15 protein-coding genes are annotated in these 17,158 nt (G+C 71.1%); 8 read left to right on the top strand and 7 right to left on the bottom strand.

The genetic code is table 11. From position 1 onward, the window contains the following. Positions 1-16 precede the first annotated feature (16 nt). From IB269_RS11890 to IB269_RS11865, 6 genes are read right to left on the bottom strand one after another with little or no spacing between them, the layout of a single operon-like run. Complete coding sequence (locus IB269_RS11890; RefSeq protein ID WP_192367232.1) at positions 17-1,270, bottom strand: alkyl sulfatase dimerization domain-containing protein; 1,254 nt, start codon at positions 1,268-1,270, stop codon at positions 17-19. Next, positions 1,267-2,616, bottom strand: a complete 1,350-nt coding sequence (locus tag IB269_RS11885; protein WP_192367231.1) for a DUF1254 domain-containing protein — start codon at positions 2,614-2,616, stop codon at positions 1,267-1,269. Before IB269_RS11885 ends, IB269_RS11890 begins: the two co-directional genes overlap by 4 nt. 8 nt (positions 2,617-2,624) lie before the next feature. Continuing rightward, positions 2,625-4,010 (bottom strand): DUF1254 domain-containing protein, encoded by a 1,386-nt coding sequence (locus IB269_RS11880; RefSeq protein ID WP_192367230.1) that lies wholly within the window; start codon positions 4,008-4,010, stop codon positions 2,625-2,627. Between the two features lie 25 nt (positions 4,011-4,035). Beyond that, positions 4,036-5,058 (bottom strand): Bug family tripartite tricarboxylate transporter substrate binding protein, encoded by a 1,023-nt coding sequence (locus tag IB269_RS11875; RefSeq protein WP_192367229.1) that lies wholly within the window; start codon positions 5,056-5,058, stop codon positions 4,036-4,038. Then, positions 5,055-7,199 (bottom strand): acetate--CoA ligase family protein, encoded by a 2,145-nt coding sequence (locus IB269_RS11870; RefSeq protein WP_192367228.1) that lies wholly within the window; start codon positions 7,197-7,199, stop codon positions 5,055-5,057. Before IB269_RS11870 ends, IB269_RS11875 begins: the two co-directional genes overlap by 4 nt. Before the next feature lie 9 nt (positions 7,200-7,208). Further along, on the bottom strand, positions 7,209-8,273 hold the full coding sequence (locus IB269_RS11865; protein WP_043819955.1) for a porin: 1,065 nt from the start codon (positions 8,271-8,273) through the stop codon (positions 7,209-7,211). 153 nt (positions 8,274-8,426) lie between these two features. On the opposite strand from IB269_RS11865, the gene IB269_RS11860 reads away from it, so the two are divergent. Beyond that, positions 8,427-9,164, top strand: a complete 738-nt coding sequence (locus IB269_RS11860; protein WP_013804161.1) for a Crp/Fnr family transcriptional regulator — start codon at positions 8,427-8,429, stop codon at positions 9,162-9,164. A 16-nt stretch (positions 9,165-9,180) separates the two neighbouring features. Here IB269_RS11860 and IB269_RS11855 read toward each other — a convergent pair whose 3' ends face one another. Next, complete coding sequence (locus IB269_RS11855; RefSeq protein ID WP_013804160.1) at positions 9,181-10,110, bottom strand: LysR family transcriptional regulator; 930 nt, start codon at positions 10,108-10,110, stop codon at positions 9,181-9,183. Between the two features lie 100 nt (positions 10,111-10,210). Between IB269_RS11855 and IB269_RS11850 the strand changes: the two genes are divergently transcribed. The 7 genes from IB269_RS11850 to IB269_RS11820 all read left to right on the top strand — a co-directional run bounded on the left by IB269_RS11850 (position 10,211) and on the right by IB269_RS11820 (position 17,089). Next, positions 10,211-11,200: a hydroxyacid dehydrogenase gene (locus tag IB269_RS11850; RefSeq protein WP_192367227.1), complete on the top strand. Its 990-nt coding sequence runs from the start codon at positions 10,211-10,213 to the stop codon at positions 11,198-11,200. 23 nt (positions 11,201-11,223) lie between these two features. After that, complete coding sequence (locus IB269_RS11845; protein ID WP_012203312.1) at positions 11,224-11,919, top strand: RraA family protein; 696 nt, start codon at positions 11,224-11,226, stop codon at positions 11,917-11,919. Positions 11,920-11,979: 60 nt separating this feature from the next. Beyond that, positions 11,980-12,963: a Bug family tripartite tricarboxylate transporter substrate binding protein gene (locus IB269_RS11840; protein WP_065347864.1), complete on the top strand. Its 984-nt coding sequence runs from the start codon at positions 11,980-11,982 to the stop codon at positions 12,961-12,963. Between the two features lie 2 nt (positions 12,964-12,965). Beyond that, positions 12,966-14,225, top strand: a complete 1,260-nt coding sequence (locus tag IB269_RS11835) for an alpha-hydroxy acid oxidase (protein WP_192367226.1) — start codon at positions 12,966-12,968, stop codon at positions 14,223-14,225. A 72-nt stretch (positions 14,226-14,297) separates the two neighbouring features. Then, entirely contained in the window at positions 14,298-15,338 is a 1,041-nt protein-coding gene (gene pyrC, locus IB269_RS11830) for a dihydroorotase (protein WP_043819970.1), read from the top strand. Positions 15,339-15,371: 33 nt separating this feature from the next. Continuing rightward, positions 15,372-16,283, top strand: a complete 912-nt coding sequence (locus tag IB269_RS11825; protein ID WP_012203316.1) for an NYN domain-containing protein — start codon at positions 15,372-15,374, stop codon at positions 16,281-16,283. Continuing rightward, the gene (locus IB269_RS11820) at positions 16,280-17,089 is read left to right on the top strand and encodes a DUF3025 domain-containing protein (protein ID WP_192367225.1); all 810 of its coding nucleotides are present in this window, start codon (positions 16,280-16,282) and stop codon (positions 17,087-17,089) included. Before IB269_RS11825 ends, IB269_RS11820 begins: the two co-directional genes overlap by 4 nt. The last annotated feature ends 69 nt before the right edge of the window (positions 17,090-17,158 follow it).

The following is a 17,158-nucleotide window of genomic DNA, read 5'->3' as shown; positions in this document are numbered from 1 at the left end:
CCTGTGCGCGGCCCCGTCAGCGCAGCCCCAGGCGCGCCTGCGTGCCCTGCTCGATCATGTCGGCTCCCACGCGGTAGAGGTTGCGCGAGACATAGCTGTCCACCTCGCGCGCACGCTCGCGCAGCCAGGCGGCCTTGAGGCGCCTTGCCTGGCCGATCTCGGGCGCGTCGCCGGCCGCCGTGGCCAGCACGTCGATCACATGCAGGGCCAGCTGCCACTGGCCCGCGTCGGCCAGCGCCTGGGCGCTGGCCACCAGACCGGGCTTGTCGGTGATGGCATCGGCAATGGCGGCGCCTGCGGCCTCGGGCGGGGCCGGGTGCAGCGTGGTCGGGTTGCGGTCCCACCAGCCGTTTTCCGAGCGGTAGATGTCGCGCACGATGTAGCTGGGGTCGCCATAGGTGGGCTTCATCCACTCCACGCCGAACAGCTCCTGCGGATAGTCCATGGCCGCGAGCACCTGCTGCTCGTTCAGGCCCTCGTTCATCAGGCGCACGACTTCGGCGCGCAGCCAGCGCAGCGCCTGTGCGGTGTGCAGCAGCACCTGCTGCACGGCCTGCTCGCCCTCGATCACGGGACCGAACTCGCGCACGGCCTTGAGCGGGCGCAGCGCGGCCATGGCCTGCAGCGTGTCGGCCCAGCGCACGGTGTCGCGCAGCGTGCGAAACGGCGTGCCGATGTTGGGGATGGAGTCCAGCAGCGCCGCGCCGCCGTACAGCACGCGCTGGCCGGGGCTCCACAGCGCGATGGCATCGTCGGTCTCGGACGGCGCCCAGAACAGCTCGATGCGGCCGTCCCCGCTGCCTATCTCCAGCCGCGTGTCGAAGGTTTCGGTGGGCTCGTGCATGTCCAGCCGGTGCTCGAAAAAGCCCGCGCTGCGGTTGAACTGGATCTCGGCCATGCGGTGCTGCAGCGCCCGGGTCTCGCGGTAGCGTGCCTGGCGGCGCGGCAGGTTGCGGTGGGCGATGAGGCGCGGCACGGGTTCTCCGCGCGCGGCCGCATGCTCCAGCCAGGCGGGCACGCCCGCGTTGTAGCCGATGTGGCCGTGGCTGTAGCACAGCGCATGCACGGGCGCGTCGCTGAGCTGGCGCAGGCTGGCGATCATGTCCTGGCTGACCTTGCCGCCGGGGCCGGCGTCGATCACCACCAGGCCCGCGTCGGTCTCGGCCACGAAGGACTGGCCCTGGCCGCGCAATATGTGCAGGCCCGGCGCCACGGTTTCGCTGCCGGTGCCAACCAGCAAAAAGGGCTTGTCGTCGTCTCTGGCGTTCATGGGGTCTCCGGGTCTGGTTCGATGGGGGGCAGGGCGTAGCGGCCGTCCAGCAGTTCGGGCCGTGGCATGTAGGCGCGCAGGCACAGGTAAAAGCCTTCGCGCGGCGCGGGCAGCCAGTTGGCGCGGTGGTCTTCGCTGGCCGGTGGCGCGTGGCTGATGTGGATAGTCAACCCGCCATCGCCATCGCCATCGCCATCGCCATCGCCATCAGCGTCGGGGCGCAGGCCCGGCGTGCGGTCGCCGATCGCATAGCGGTCGATGGGGTTGTCCACCAGCATGCAGTCGTGGGCGCCGTAGAGGGTCAGGGACCAGAAGGCCTGCACGGGCGGCAGCGCGCCTGGGGCAAAGCGCAGCCGGTAGCGGCGGCTGCCGTGAAGGGGCAGGCCCTGGGCGTCATGCCAGGCCAGGGGGTAGATGGCCTCGCGGCTTTCCAGCATGCCGATGTACTTGAGCGCAATTTCGGCGCGGGCCTGGAAGTCGTCGCCAAAACTGCCTTCGACCAGGGCGGGGAGTTCCCAGCCCGAGTCCAGGCGCCGGCCCGTGCTGGCCGCGCGCAGCCGGGGCAGCACGCTGTCCAGGGCGCGCTGCAGTGCGGCTTGCTGTTGCGCATCGGGTGCGCCCAGCCCGGCGCCCAGGCCCACGGCCGCAAAGCGCGCGACCCGTGCGGCATGCCCTGCTGGCGGCGGGTTGTCGCGCAAGGCGGCATTCACCTGGGCTGCATAGTGCTCGGCATTTGGCGGGGCCTGGGGATCGCAGTCCGGGTCGAAGGCGCGGGCCTGCGAGGGCGTGCCCGCCTGCCAGTCGGCCAGCGGGCGCACCGCAAAGCCGTCCTGCAGCGCGTGCACGGCGGGCAGGTCGTGCTCGCCATCGACCAGGATGCGGCCTATCACCCACAGCCAGGGCGTGGGCGCGGCAATGTGTGCGCCGGGCGCATCGAACGGTGGCGGCAGCGCCCCCTGCCAGCCGGGCGGCGTGACAAGGAAGGAGCGCGCTGCCGTGCCCGTCAGGCGCTGGCCCAGGTGGGCGAAGGGGTTGGTGAAGAAGTCCAGCAGGCCCAGGACGTAGTAGCGGCCCGCCGTGTCGGGCACGTCGATCACCAGCGGCCCGGCGCCCAGGTCCAGCCAGGCGTTGGTGTAGAGCGTGTCGTTGTTGGGCGTGACCACGCGGCTGGTGCCGGCGCGCAGCAGCTGGCGCGCATGCACGAACTGGTTGCACCAGCGCTGCGGGGCTGGGGCGGCCTCGCCGGCCGCATTGCGCCGGGGCGAGGTGGCCGCGCGCATGCGGCGCATCTCGTACAGCGGGCAGGTGTGGATGACGGCCTCTTCGGCCAGTGCGCTCAGGTCCATGGCGTGTCTCATGCGGCCACGGGCTGCAGGGGCGGAACAGGCCATTGGTGCGCGCCTGCCTGCGGGTGGTACATGCGCAGGATGAGGTAGAAGCGCCCGTGCGGCGTGGGCAGCCAGTTGGCGGAGCCCTGTGCCGGCCGGGCATGGCCCAGGTCGATCTGCAGGCTGCCGTCGGCCTCGCGCCGCAAGCCCGGCGTGCGGTCGCCGATGGAGTGGCGGCCGATCTCGTTGCCGTAGAGAAAGCGGTCGGCGTCGTACAGGGTGACGGACCAGAAGGCATCGGCCGGCGGCATGTCGGCGGCATTGAAGCGCAGCACATAGCGCTGGCTGCCGTCCAGCGGCTGCAGGCCTGCGTCGTGGTGGGCGGCCGCGTAGATGGCCTCGCTTGTGGCCAGCGCGCCCAGGCCCAGGTAGGCGGTGCGTGCGCGGCCCAGGTACTCGCTGCCGTAGCGGCCGGTGGACGGCGTCATGGTCCAGGGCCGGGGGCGGCGGTTGCGCCCCATGGCGGCCACGGTGCGCACGCCGTCGGCAAAGCCCTCGGTCAGACCTTCGCGCACGGGCTCCTCCAGCTGCTCCCACGCCATGTGGGCGCTGGCCACCAGGCCGGCCTGGCCGAACCAGGCCAGCAGCCCCTGGTCCTCCTTGCGGCCAGGCGCCTCGGCCAGCGCATGGCAGAGGTTGGTGAAAAAGCGCGGTGCAACCTCGGCCGCAGGCTCCTGGTTCTCGAAGGCGGCCGCCATGGCGTCCACGGGCGGGCCGACCCAGTTCGTGACGGCGGCCGGGCGGCCTCCTTTTGGCGTGCCCGGCGCGGGCTCCAGCCGGATGTCGGCCTGCAGTGCGCGGGCTGCAGGCCAGTCGGGCGCATCGCCCACCACGGTGCGGCCGATGAGCCAGACCAGGTTGCTGGGGCAGTGCACCAGACGGTGGCCGGCCAGGTGTTCCGGCACCTGGCCGCCCGGCCCGACCAGGACCACGGTCTCGCCTTCGGGCGCGCAGTTGCGCGGGCCCAGGTTCTCGAAATTCTCGGTATAGGCGTCGTACAGGGCCAGCACGAAATAGCGGCCCGGATGCGCGGCGCTGGAGGGCACGGTCAGCAGGCGCGGGCCGTCGGCCAGGTGGATCCAGGCCAGCGAGTACAGCAGGTCGTTGGCGGGCGTGACCACGTCGCGGTCCTCATGGGTGGAGGGGCGCTGGCTGTGGTGCAGCGTGTCGAAGTCGCCGCGCATGTCCAGGCCCAAACCGGTGGCACGTGCGGCGCCGGCATCGGTCTGCAGGCGGCAGGTGCGGTAGGTCTCTATCAGCGGATAGCCGTAGACAAAGGCGGCCAGGCCGATGGAGCGCGCCAGGGCGCGGCGGACTTCGGGCAGGGAGGGAGAGGTCGGGTTCATGTCCATTGTTTTCTTCAGGGCAGGAGGGGGGTCAGTCGAGGGTCACGCCCGTGGAGCGCGCCAGGTCCAGCGCCACGGGCAAGAAGGCGGCGTAGGCGGCGCTGGCCTCGGCCGGGCTGTTGCCCTGGGCCTCCAGGCCCAGCGCCTCGACACGCTGGCGCACCTGGGGCTCGCGCATCACCGCGGCGACCTCGCGGCCCAGGCGTTCGACGATGGCGTCGGGCGTGCGCACGGGCGCCATCAGCGAGATCGATCCCGTGATGGCATACACGGGCTCGCGGTAGCCCTGCTCGGCAAAGGTGGGCACATCGGGCAGGGCCTTGCTGCGGCGCGGTCCGGCCACGGCCAGGGCGCGCAGCTTGCCGGCGTCGATGAAGGGCTTGAGCGTGGCGGCCGAGCCCAGCGTCATCTGGATCACGCCGCTGATCAGGTCGATGGACATGGGCCCCTCGCCCTTGTAGGCCACGTGCAGCGACTGCAGGCCGTAGGCCTTGTCCATGAAGACCTGGACCTGGTGCGGCTGCGTGCCCGCGCCCCAGGAACCCATGGCGTACTTGCCCGGCGACTGGCGCACGGCCTCGACCAGTCCCTTGAAGTCCTTGGCCGGCACGGCCGGGTTGACCGCCATCACCATGGAGGGCGAGACCACGTCCGAGACCATGCGCAGCTCGGTGCGCGGGTCGTAGGGCAGCTTCTTGTAGAGCACCAGGTTAGCCGTGATGGGCCCGGGCACGGTCAGCAGCAGGGTGTGGCCGTCGGGCGCGCTCTTGGCCACATGCTCGGTGCCGATGATGCCGCCCGCGCCGCTGCGGTTGTCCACCACCACGGGCTGGCCCAGGCGCTTGGCCAGGCCCTCGGCCAGGATGCGCGCCACGGTGTCGGTGGAGCCGCCGGCCTGGTATTGCACGACGATGCGCACGGGCCGGGCGGGATAGCCGTCCTGGGCCAGCGCGGCGCTGCAGGCCAGGGCAAGGCAGGTCAGCGCGGTGGTGCGCAGCAGGGGTGTGTTCATGATGGCCTCCGGGTGGGAGATGGAATGGGCATTGGCTTTCATGCAGCCTCCCTGCCGATGACCAGCGCATCGACGGCCACGCAGCCGCCGTCCTCGCGCGGGCGGGCGATCAGGGGATTGATCTCGGCGCTTTCCAGCGTGGCGCCTGCGCGCTGCGCAAAGCCGGCCAGGGCGCACAGCGTGTCGGCAATGCTGTCCAGGTCCACGCGGGGGCGGCCGCGCGCGCCGTCCAGCACGGCAAAGGCCCGCAGCTCGCGCACCATGGCCAGTGCGTCGTCGCGCGTGATGGGCAGCAGGCGCAGCGAGACATCGCGCAGGATCTCGGCATGGATGCCGCCCAGCCCGAACATCAGCACCGGGCCGAACACCGGGTCGCGGTGCACGCCGGCGATGCACTCCACGCCGCCCTGCACCATGGGCGCGGCCAGCGCGCCGTCGATGTGCGCATCGGGCCGGGCCTGGCGCGCATTGGCCAGGATGCGGTCGAAGGCGGCCTGGGCGCCGGCCGCATCCGCCAGGTTCAGTGCCACGCCGCCCACGTCGGACTTGTGGGCGATGGCATCGCTGCAGACCTTGAGGACAATGCGTCCGCCCATCTCCTGTGCGGCCTGCACGGCCTGCACGGCCTGCACGGCCTGCGCTGCCTCGGCCGCCGTGCGCACCAGCCGGTGCGGCACCACGGGCACGCCGGCCTCGGCCAGCAGGGCCATGCTGCGCTGCTCCGACAGCGTGCCCGCCGGCAGGTGCAGTGCGCTGCCTGCATCGGCCATCGCGGGCAGAGCCTGCGGTGTTTCATGCAGGCGGGCCAGCGCGCCAATGCAGCGTATGGCCGCGCCCGGGTCGGCGAACACCAGGCAGCCCAGCGCCTCCAGCGCATCGCGGCGCTCGGGCGGGCACAGCGTGCTGACGGCCAGCAGGGTGTCGGGATGGTGGGTGCGCAGCGTCTGCACCAGGCTTTGCAGCACGGGCCAGAAGGCGTCGGACAGACCGCCTGCCGCGAAGAAGCCCAGCCAGCTGTCGAACTGCCGGTCGGCCAGCATCAGGTGGGCGCTGCGCTCCAGCAGCGTCATGTCGTTGGTGACCTGGCCCGTGATGTCCACGGGGTTGCGCGGCGCGGCAAACGGCACCCATTCGCGCAGCTGGCGCTGGGCCGCATCGGACAGCGGTGCCACGTCCAGGCCGGCTGCGCTGGCGTCGTCGGCCATCATGGCGCCCACGCCGCCCGAGACCGTGAACAGTCCGATGGACCGCCCCTTGGGGGCCCGCGCGATGGAGGCGCTGGCCGCCAGCGCGAAGAAGTCGGTGATGGAATGCGCGCGCAGCACGCCGTAGCGGCGGAACACCGCGTCATAGACGGCATCGTTGCCCGCCAGCGAGGCCGTGTGCGATGCCGCGGCGGCCGCGCCCAGGGCGCTGGTGCCCACCTTGCACATGACCACGGGCTTGCCGCGCTCCTGCGCCAGGGCCAGGGCCGCGCGCAGCCGGGGGCCGTCGCGGCAGCCTTCCATGTAGGCCATGATCACGTCGGTCTCGGGGTCCTGGGCCAGCCAGGCCAGGCCATCGGCCAGCTGCACATCGGCCTCGTTGCCCGTGGTGGCCCACAGCGACAGGCCCAGCCCGCGCTCGCGCGCCAGGCTGTAGGCATAGGCACCGAAGGCGCCCGACTGGCTGACCATGCCGATGCGCCCGGGCCGCACGAGGCCGCCGCCCGGCGCGGGCGAGAACGTGGCGTAGACCTGGTGGCCGGGGCGCATGAAGCCCAGGCAGTTCGGACCGATGAGGCGTATGCCCGCCTCCTGCGCGCGCCGCGCCAGCGCCTGCTGGGCGGCCGTGCCGTCGGAGCCGGTCTCGGCATAGCCCGAGGAAAACAGCACCATGGACTGCACGCGCGCGGCGGCCGCATCCTCCAGCACGCCGGTCACCTGCGACTGCGGCACGGCGACGATGGCCAGGTCCACCGGCGCGCCGATGGCGGCCAGCCGCTCGTGCGCGGGCAGGCCCTGCACGCGGCTGGCGCGCGGGTTCACCGCATACAGCGCGCCGCCGTAGCCGAAGCGCAGCAGGTAGTCCAGCGGAATGCCGCCGATCTTGCTGGCCTGGTCCGAGGCGCCGACCACGGCGATGGAGCGCGGCGCGAACAGCGCGTCGAGCCGGGAAGTGTCAAAGCAATGGCTGTCGGTCATGGGTGTCCCTCAGAAGTTGTGGCGCACACCCAGCGCCAGGGACCGCACGCCGTCGCCGCTGTTGGCGGCCACCGGCACGTTGGCAATGGCGGCCGAGGCATTGGCCGCGTTGCCCAGCTGCAGCCAGCGCGCGTAGAGCACGGTGCGCTTGCTCAGCGCGTAGTCGTAGCCCAGCGTCCAGGTGTTCTGGGCGCGGTCCGTGCCGCCCACCTCGCGCCGCGCCACCGAGACCAGCAGCTTGGAGCGCGCATCCACGCTCCAATCGGCGCCCAGCTGGGCCAGCTTCGCCTTGGGTGTGCCGGCACGGTCCACGCGGTTGATGACGTAGTTGCCCGTCAGGCGCAGGCCGTCCAGGGCTTCCCAACTGGCCGACAGTGCCTGGTACTGGCTGGTGGCGGGCGCGGCCACGGGTGCGGCGGCGCTGCCTTCCACGGACTTCTGGAAGCTGTAGGCCAGGAACCAGGGCTTCTGGTTCCAGCCCAGCGTGGCGCCGTAGAGGCGGCCGTTGCTGCTGTTCGGCGAAGCCACTTCGCCAAAGGAATAGGCCAGGTCCGCCAGCCAGGGCTGGCCTGCCGGCGTGCGGTAGCGCACCAGGTTGTTGGCCCGCGCCGCAAACGGCCGCAGGCCGGCCTGGGCATCGGTGGCCGACACCAGGTTCAGCGAGGAAAACAGCGCGTTCATGCCCAGCGGATCGGCGCGGAACAGCGCGCCGAACATGGGCGTGTACATGCGGCCCATCTCCACGGCGCCCCAGCCGCTGTTCAGTCCTACCCAAGCCTGCCGCGTGAAGGCCAGGCCCGGGCCGGGAATGGTGCCCAGGCCCGTGTCGGGCGCCACGCCGGCCTCCAGCATGAACTGGGCGCGCAGGCCGCCGCCCAGGTCCTCGCTGCCGCGAAAGCCGATGCGCGATGCCGCGCTGCCCCCGTCCTCCAGCCGGCTCAGGCGCGTGGCGCCCGACCTTGCGCTGTTGATGTGGACGTCGACGATGCCGAACATCTCCACGCTGCCCTGCGCCCACGCGGACGTGCCCAGGGCCGCCATGCCGCCGGCGGCCAGCCAATGCTTGTGCTTCACGAACTTGTCTCCTTGGTAGCGCCCCGGATGCTTTGCCCGGTGGCTTGCTTGCTACTATCCCGAGCGACAGGGGATGCACTCTGTCAAGCCATTGACAAATGGCGGTACATGGGCACCGGACTAACCCGGGGCCTTCGACATCGTGAGAGAACCATGCGCTCCAAGCCTGCTCCCGTGGCCGACCCTTCGGCGCTGATCCGCCGCGCCCTGGGCCTGTGCCGCATGCTGCGCAACTGGCCGCCCGAGGTGCTGGATGAGCTGACGGCGCTGTCCCGCCTGGGCCGCTACGAGCGCCACCAGCAGGTGCGCGCCGCCGACCCCAAGCGGCGCGAGGTGCTGGTAGTGGCTTCGGGCTGCGTGGAAGTGGGCGGCGTGGACGCCACGGGCTCGCGCTTCGTGCTGTCCATGCACAGCGCGGGCGACATCGTGGGCCTGGCGCGGCTGCTGGAGCACACGCAATTCGTCTACGACTACCACGCGCACCAGCCCACCGTGCTGGTGGAGATACCCGGCGAGTCCTTCCTGGCCCTGCTCGATGCCCATCCGCCGCTGTGGAAGGACATCTGCCTGCTGGTGCTGGCGCGCATGCACGAGCTGATCGTCGTCCAGCAGCGCCACGCCTTCAGCAACATCGACAACCGCGTGGCCGAGCTGCTGGCGCGGCTGGCCCCCACGCATGGCCAGCCCGCGCCCGACGGGCAGGGCGTGGTGCTGCGCATCTCGCAGAGCGACCTGGCCGCCATGCTGTCGGTCTCGCGCCAGACCATCAACAAGGAGCTGCGCCTGCTGGAGCAGCGCGGCCTGCTGCAGGCCGCCTATGGCCGGCTGACCATCGTCGACCTGGCGGGCCTGCTGCGCCTGGCCGATGCGGGCGCGCGGCCGGGGCCTTAGCCCCGGTCCGCTGGAATCAGTCCTCGTCCAGAGGCGATGCATCCTCGCCGAACAGGGCCTGGCCGTCGGCGCGCAGCAGCTCCAGCATGTGCCGGGCTGCGGGCGACAGATAGCCGTCGCGCCGGCAGGTCACGCCCAGGTGGCGGCGCAGCGTGGTGGCAGGCAGGCGCACTTCCCTGAGCGTGCGGCTGCGCTCCAGCCGCAGCGTGTGGCGCGAGACGAAGGTCAGCAGATCGGTCTTGGCCACCATGCGCGGCAGCAGCGGGATGGAGCCCGCCTCCACCTGCACCGTGGGCGCCGGCATGCCGCGCGAGGTGAAGGCCTGGTCCAGCCATTGCCGGCTGGGAATGTTGGCGCTGGGCAGGGCCCAGGGATGGCGCAGCAGCGCGGCCATGGTGATGCGCTGGCGCTCGAAGACGGGATGGTCCTGGCGCGCCGCGACCACCACCACGTCCTCGGCGATCGGGTGGGAGACCAGCTCCGGATCGCCCTCGGCCGTGAGGCCGATCAGCAGGTCCAACTGGCCCTCGCGCAGGCGGTCGCGCAGTTCCCAGCTGGGGCCGATCACGATGCTGATGGTGATGCGCCGCCCGTCGGCCAGGGCCTTGCTGCACAGCTCGGGCAGCAGGTGGTCGGCGGCCACCGGCCCGCTGCCGATGCGCACATGGCCGGCATGGCCTTCGTTGAAGTCGCGCACCTCGCGCAGCGCCTCCTGGCTGGCATTGCGCAGCATGCGCGCGCGGGCCAGCAGCACATCGCCCAGCGGCGTGAGGCGTATGCCGCGCCCGGCACGCTCGAACAGCGCGCCGCCCACGGTCAGTTCCAGGCGCTGTATGCATTTGCTCAGCGCGGGCTGGGTGCGCCCCAGCTGTTCTGCGGCCCGGCCCAGGTGCCCGAGGTCGGCCACGATCTCGAAGAAGCGCAGGTCGCGCAGGTGCAGGTCCATCGATGAATAAAAGTGATGTTTGAATGAACATTATCGAATGGACGGAATGGGTGGCGCTCACAAGAATGCGGTGCATCGACAAAGCGAATTGCCCTTTCCCATGACCGCCACTACCCACCCGCCCACCGTTTTCGTGACCGCGCCACGCCTGGCGCCCGCCGGGCTGCAGCGCCTGCAGGCGGCGCACTGCCGCGTGCTGTACCTGCAAGACGGCGGCGGCGAGGCCGAGGTTGCCGCCGTGCTGGCACGCGAGAGCGTCGATGCCGTGATCTCGCGCACGGCCACGCTGTCGGCCGCTGCCATCGCGGCCTGTCCCTCGCTCAAGGTCATCTCCAAGCACGGCGTGGGCGTGAGCAATATCGATGTGGCCGCGGCCAGCCAGCGGGGCATTCCGGTCTATGTGACGCCGGGCGCCAATGCCCAGTCCGTGGCCGAGATGACGCTGGGCCTGATGTTCGCGGCCGCCCGCCGCATCGCCTGGATGGATGCCGAGCTGCGCGCCGGCCGCTGGTCCCGCGCCCAGGACGGCCTGGAGCTGAGCGGCCGCACCCTGGGCCTGCTGGGCTTTGGCCAGGTGGGCCAGCGCGTGGCGCGCGTGGGGCTGGCGCTGGGCATGCAGGTGGTGGCCTTCGATCCGGCCTGCGCCCCAGGGCCCGGCACCGTGGCGGGCGTGCGCATGCTGGGCTCGGTGGACGAGCTGCTGCCCCTGTCCGATGTGCTCAGCCTGCACGTGCCCCTGAATGCCCGCACGCGCCATCTGCTCGATGCCGGCCGCATCGCCCAGCTGCCGCGCGGCGCCCTGCTGGTCAACACCGCGCGGGGCGAGGTGGTGGACGAGGCGGCGCTGATCGACGCCCTGCGCAGCGGCCACCTGGCCGCCGCCGGCCTGGACACCATGGCCGAGGAACCCCTGCCTGCGGGCCACGCCCTGGCCGCGCTGGACAACGTGGTGCTGACGCCCCATGTGGGCGGCTCCACGCCCGCCGCGCTGGCGGCCATGGCCGGCATGGCCGCCGCCAATGTGCTGGGCTGGCTGCAGGGCAGCCCCGCCGACCCTTCCCACTGCGTGAACCCCGAGGTTCTGCGCTGAGCTGTTTTTCCCGGAGATTTGCCATGACCACCCCATCCAGCCAATGGCCTGCGGGCTACCGCATCCATCCGCGCGCCGCAGGCCCCGAGGCCGGCGTCGTCCAGGCCTTCAAGGCCATTCCCGTGGCCGCCATCGGCGACGCCATGAGCCGCAATGTCGGCGCCATCGGCCTGCGCCAGTACCACGCGCGGCTGGAGGCCGTTCTCTGCGGCCCCGCCGTCACCGTGCGCGTGCGGCCCGGCGACAACCTCATGATCCACAAGGCGCTGATGATGGTGCAGCCCGGCGATGTGCTGGTCATCGACGGCGGCGGCGATGTCTCGCAGGCCCTGGTCGGCGGCCTGATGCGCACCACCTGCCTGGCGCGCGGCCTGGGCGGCCTGGTCATCGACGGCGCCATCCGCGACCTGTGCGAATGGGCGCAGGACGGCATGCCCATCTTTGCGCGCGGCCACACGCACCGCGGGCCCAGCAAGGACGGCCCGGGCGAGATCAATGTGCCCGTGGCCTGCGCCGGCCTGGCCGTGCTGCCCGGCGACCTGATCGTGGGCGATGCCGACGGCGTGATCGCCGTGCCCGCGGCCGAGGCCGCCGAGGTGCTGCGCCGCAGCCAGGCCCACCTGGCCCGCGAGGCCGTCATCCGCGAGACCAACCGCAGCGGCACGGCCGACCCCGAGCGCTTCGACGCCGTGCTGCGCGCCAAGGGCCTGCCGGTCTAGCGTCCCGCGCGCAGGCTGCGCCCGACTTTTCCCGCCATAACGATTCCAAGGAGACAAACAATGACAATGCGCAGACGGCATCTTCTGGGCGGCGCTGCCGCCGCCCTGGCCACGGCCTTCCCTGCACTGGCGCTGGCCCAGGGCGAATGGCCGCAGCGGCCCGTGCGCCTGGTGGTGCCGTTTCCGCCCGGCGGCGGCACGGATGCCACCTCACGCCTGGTGGCCGACCGGCTCAACATCGCCATGGGCTGGACCATGGTCATAGACAACAAGCCCGGCGCGGGCGGCAACATCGGCCTGGATGCCGTGGCCAAGGCCGCGCCGGACGGCTACACCATCGGCATGGGGCAGGCCGCCAACCTGGCCATCAATCCCAGCCTCTACGCCAAGATGCCCTTCGATGCGCTCAAGGACTTCACGCCCATCGCCAGCGTGGCCCTGCAGCCCGTGGTGCTGACCGTGCGGCGCGACTCGCCCTTCAAGAACCTGCAGGACTTCATCAAGGCGGCCAAGGCCAGGCCCGGCACCTACGGCATCGCCCAGGCCGGCAATGGCACGGTAGGCCACCTGGCCGGGGAAATGCTGGCACGCCGCGCGGGCATCGAGGTGCTGCAGGTGCCCTACAAGGGCGCCAATACCGCGCTCACCGACCTGATGGGCGGGCAGGTGGACCTGTACTTCGGCAACACGGTGTCGGTGATGTCGCAGCTGGCCACGGGCAAGATCCGTGCGCTGGCCGTCACCTCGGCCCAGCGCGTGCCGTCCCTGCCGGACGTGCCCACGGTGGCCGAGCAGGGCTATCCGGGCTTCGAGGCCTCCACCTGGCTGGGCCTGGTGGGGCCGGCCAACCTGCCCGCCCCCATCGCCGAGCGCATTGCCGACGCGACCATGAAGCTGCTGGCCACCAAGGAGGTCAAAGAGAAGCTGGCCCAGGAAGGCAGCATGGCCACGCCTGCCAATGGCGCGCAGTTCGGCGAGTGGATTCGCAGCGAGCACGCCAAATGGGGCAAGCTGATCCGCGAGGGCAAGTTCCAGATCAACTGACCATGGCAGCCCCAATCGAGGTCGACCGGCTCGACACCCCCAGTTCCTCCGCACCCCTGCCCGCACACCTGCCCGCACTCTTGGGCGCGGGCCAGGCCTCCTCCACGCCGCGCAGGCTCAGGCGCATCCTGTCGCTCGATGATTTCGAGCGGGCGGCGCGCCACCACCTGCCTGCGCCGATCTTCGCCTACGTCAGCGGCGGCTGCGAGACCGACAAATCCCTGCGCGCCAACCGCGAGGCCTTCGATGCCCACCGCTGGGTGACGCGCGTGCTCACCGACACTTCGCGGCGCACGCTGGCCACGCCGCTGCTGGGCCAGACCTGGGCCGCACCCTTCGGCATCGCGCCCATGGGCATCAGCGCGCTGTCGGCCTACCGGGGCGACCTGGTGCAGACGCGCGCGGCGGCGGCCGCCCGCATCCCGGCCATCCTGAGCGGCACCTCGCTGATCCGCATGGAGGAGGTGGTCCAGGCCAATCCCCAGGCCTGGTTCCAGGCCTATGTGCCCGGCGAGACCGAACGCATCGTGCAGTTGCTGGGGCGCGTGGAGGCCGCAGGCTTCGCCACCCTGGTCGTCACCGTGGATACGCCCGTGTCGGGCAACCGCGAGAACAACATCCGCGCGGGCTTCTCGACGCCGCTGCGGCCCGGCCTGCGCCTGGCCTGGGAGGGCATCACCCATCCGCGCTGGCTGCTGGGCACGGCGCTGCGCACCCTGGTGCGGCACGGCATGCCGCACTTCGAGAACTCGCAGGCCACGCGCGGCGCGCCCATTCTCTCGTCCACCGTCACGCGCGACTTCGGCGCACGCGACCACCTGAGCTGGGAACACCTGGCCCTGATACGCCGGCGCTGGAAGGGCCGCCTCGTGGTCAAGGGCATCCTCAGCCCGCAGGACGCGCTGGCCGCGCGCGATGCCGGGGCCGACGCCATCATCCTGTCCAACCATGGTGGCCGCCAGCTCGATGGCGCGGTCTCGCCCCTGCACATGCTGCCCCTGGTGGTGGAGGCGCTGGGGCCGGACTACCCGGTGATGATCGACAGCGGCTTTCGCAGGGGCAACGACGTGCTGGTGGCGCTGGCCCTGGGCGCGCACTTCGTCTTTGTGGGCCGGCCCTTCAACTATGCGGGCGCCGTGGGCGGCGAGGCCGGCGTGCTGCACGCCATCGCCATCCTGGCGGCCGAGATGCGGCGCAACATGGCCCTGATCGGCGTGCAAGGCCTGCAGGAGCTGGGGCCGCAGCACCTGCGACCGCGTTAGCCACGTGCCAGTCCCGAGGGTGGCGTGCCCCGCAATTGGCCCGCGGTTTCGCGGCGATGGGAAAATGGCGGAATGACCGCCTCCACCAACACCCTCACGATCACCCGTCCCGATGACTGGCACCTGCACGTGCGCGATGGCGAAGCCATGCGCAGCGTGGTGCCGCATACGGCCGCGCAGTTTGCGCGCGCCATCATCATGCCCAACCTCAAGCCGCCGGTGACCACCGCCGAGCAGGCGCTGGAGTACAAGCAGCGCATCCTCTCGGCCGTGCCCGAGGGCATGGCCTTCGAGCCGCTGATGACGCTGTACCTCACCGACAACCTGCCACCCGAGGAAATCGTGCGCGCCAAGGCGGCCGGCGTCGTGGCCTGCAAGCTCTACCCGGCTGGCGCCACCACCAACAGCGACCACGGCGTCACCGACCTGCGCAAGATCTACCCCACGTTGCAAGCCATGCAGCGCGAAGGCCTGCTGCTGCTGGTGCACGGCGAAGTCACCAGCAGCGACATCGACCTGTTCGACCGCGAGGCCGCCTTCATCGACCAGCACCTGATCCCGCTGCGCCGCGACTTCCCCGAACTCAAGATCGTCTTCGAGCACATCACCACGCGCGAAGCCGCCCAGTACGTGACCGAGGCCGACCGCTTCGTGGGCGCCACCATCACGCCCCAGCATCTGCTGTTCAACCGCAACGCCATCTTCACGGGCGGCATCCGTCCGCACTACTACTGCCTGCCCGTGCTCAAGCGCGAGACGCACCGCCTGGCCCTGGTGGAGGCGGCCACCAGCGGCCTGCCCAAGTTCTTCCTGGGCACCGACAGCGCGCCGCACGCGGCCCATCTCAAGGAACACGCCACCGGCTGCGCGGGCTGCTACAGCGCCCATGCCGCCATCGAGATGTATGCCGAGGCCTTCGACAATGCCGGCGCGCTGGACAAGCTCGAAGCCTTCGCCAGCTTCAACGGCCCGGACTTCTACAGCCTGCCGCGCAACACCGGCAAGATCACCCTGGTGCGCGAAAGCTGGACGCCGCCGGACAGCTTCGCCTTCGGCGAGGCGCAACTGAAGCCGCTGCGCTCGGGCGAAGCCCTGCCCTGGAAGCTGGTTTAAGCTGGCGGGACTGCCACCCGCCAGAGGATTGCCATGCCTGAGCCGCAACCGCGCATCGCCCTGCTGATCGACGCCGACAACGCGCCGGCCGAGATGATCGACGAGATCCTGACCGAGCTGTCGACCTTCGGCGTCATCGACATCCGCCGCGCCTACGGCAACTGGACCAAGCATTCGCTCAGCGGCTGGCAGCGCAAGCTGCTCGATTTCGCACTGCGGCCCATGCAGCAGTTCGACTACTCCAAGCACAAGAACGCCACCGACATGGCGATGACCGTGGACGCCATGGAGCTGCTCTACACCGAGCGGCCCGACGCCTTCGGCATCGTCTCCTCCGACGCCGACTTCACCCCGCTGGTCATGCACCTGCGCTCCAAGGGCGCGGCCGTCTACGGCTTTGGCATGGCGCAGACGCCCCAGCCCTTCGTCAATGCCTGCTCGCGCTTTCTGTACCTGGAGGCGCTGGGCGAGGCGGCGCCCGCCAACGGCAATGGCCAGGACGCCGCGCATGAGGCGGGCCAGGCGGCGGTGCCGCCCGTGGCTGCAGCCGCAGTGGCTACCGCTCCCCAGCCGCCGAACGGCGCTGGAAAGGAGCGTGCGCCGGCCCAGGCCGAGAACGAACCCTCGGCAGAACCCCAAGCCCAGCCCCAGCGTCCCTGCCTGCGCGTTCCCAGCCAGGAACTGCGCCAGGACAAGCGGCTGCTGGCCATGCTGCGCAGCGCCGTCAACGCCACGCAGGATGAAAGCGGCTGGGCCCATGTGGGCGCCGTGGGCGCGCAGATCGGCAACAAGGCCTCGTTCGATGCGCGCAACTACGGCTACGCCACGCTCACCAAGCTGCTGGCGGCCACGCAGGCCTTCGAGATGCGCGACGAAGGCACCTCGCGCGTGGCCGTGCGCGACAAGCGCCTGGCCAAGGCCCAGTCCAGGCCGTCCGGCAATTGACGTTTCCCATCGACTGGAATGCGCCCTGGCTGCAGGGGCTGCAAGCGCAGGGCAGGGCGGCCTGCCTGCAGGTGGCGCAGGGCCGGCCGGTCTGGCAGGCCCTGCAGTCACTGGCCGACGCACAGTCGCTGCCCTGGCGCTTTGTGCCCCAGCACGATCTGCCCGAAGGCAAGGCCTACGAGCAGTTCATCTTCGAGACGCGCTGCATCCCCACGCGCGACAACCTGCATGACTTCTTCAACGGCCTGATCTGGCTGCGCTGGCCCGCGCTCAAGCAGCGCTGCAATGCCCTGCAGGCCCGCGCCATTGCCCAGGCGGGCGTGGGTTCGCAGCGCGGGCCGCTGCGCGATGCCGTCACCGTGCTGGACGAGAACGGCGCCCTGCTGCTGGCGCCGGCCGCGCTGTGCGATGCGCTGCGCCACCGGCGCTGGCACCAGCTCTTCGTGGAGCAGCGCGCGCTGTGGCGCCAGGCCAGGCTGCTGCCCATAGGCCATGCGCTGCTGGAAAAGCTGGTGCAGCCGCGCAAGCCCATCACGGCCCATGTGCTGTGCGTGCACACGGATGGTGCAGGCGCCACGGCAGGCCCCGCCACGGCGGACATCGACGCCTGGCTGGCCGGCAGCATCTGGCTGGAGGCCGACACGCTGGCGTGCAAGCCTTTTGCACCCTTGCCCGTGCTGGGCGTGCCCGGCTGGTGCCACGAGAACGAGAACTTTTCCTTCTATGATGACTCTCTCGTGTTCCGGGCGCCCCGTTCCGCACAAGCATCACAACAAGGAATGACAACGGCGCAGGACCCGGCTTGAAAACAGCCGGTGGGGCCCTCACTTTTCAACGCTGCAGGGCCCAGATCCTTCCCCCTTTTCCCCACTTTG

It is taken from the genome of Delftia sp. DLF01 (assembly GCF_014852125.1).
In the GTDB taxonomy this organism is placed as follows: domain Bacteria; phylum Pseudomonadota; class Gammaproteobacteria; order Burkholderiales; family Burkholderiaceae_C; genus Comamonas; species Comamonas acidovorans.
Note: the sequence above shows the minus strand (reverse complement) of the source record. Positions and strands in the feature narration are given on the sequence as shown.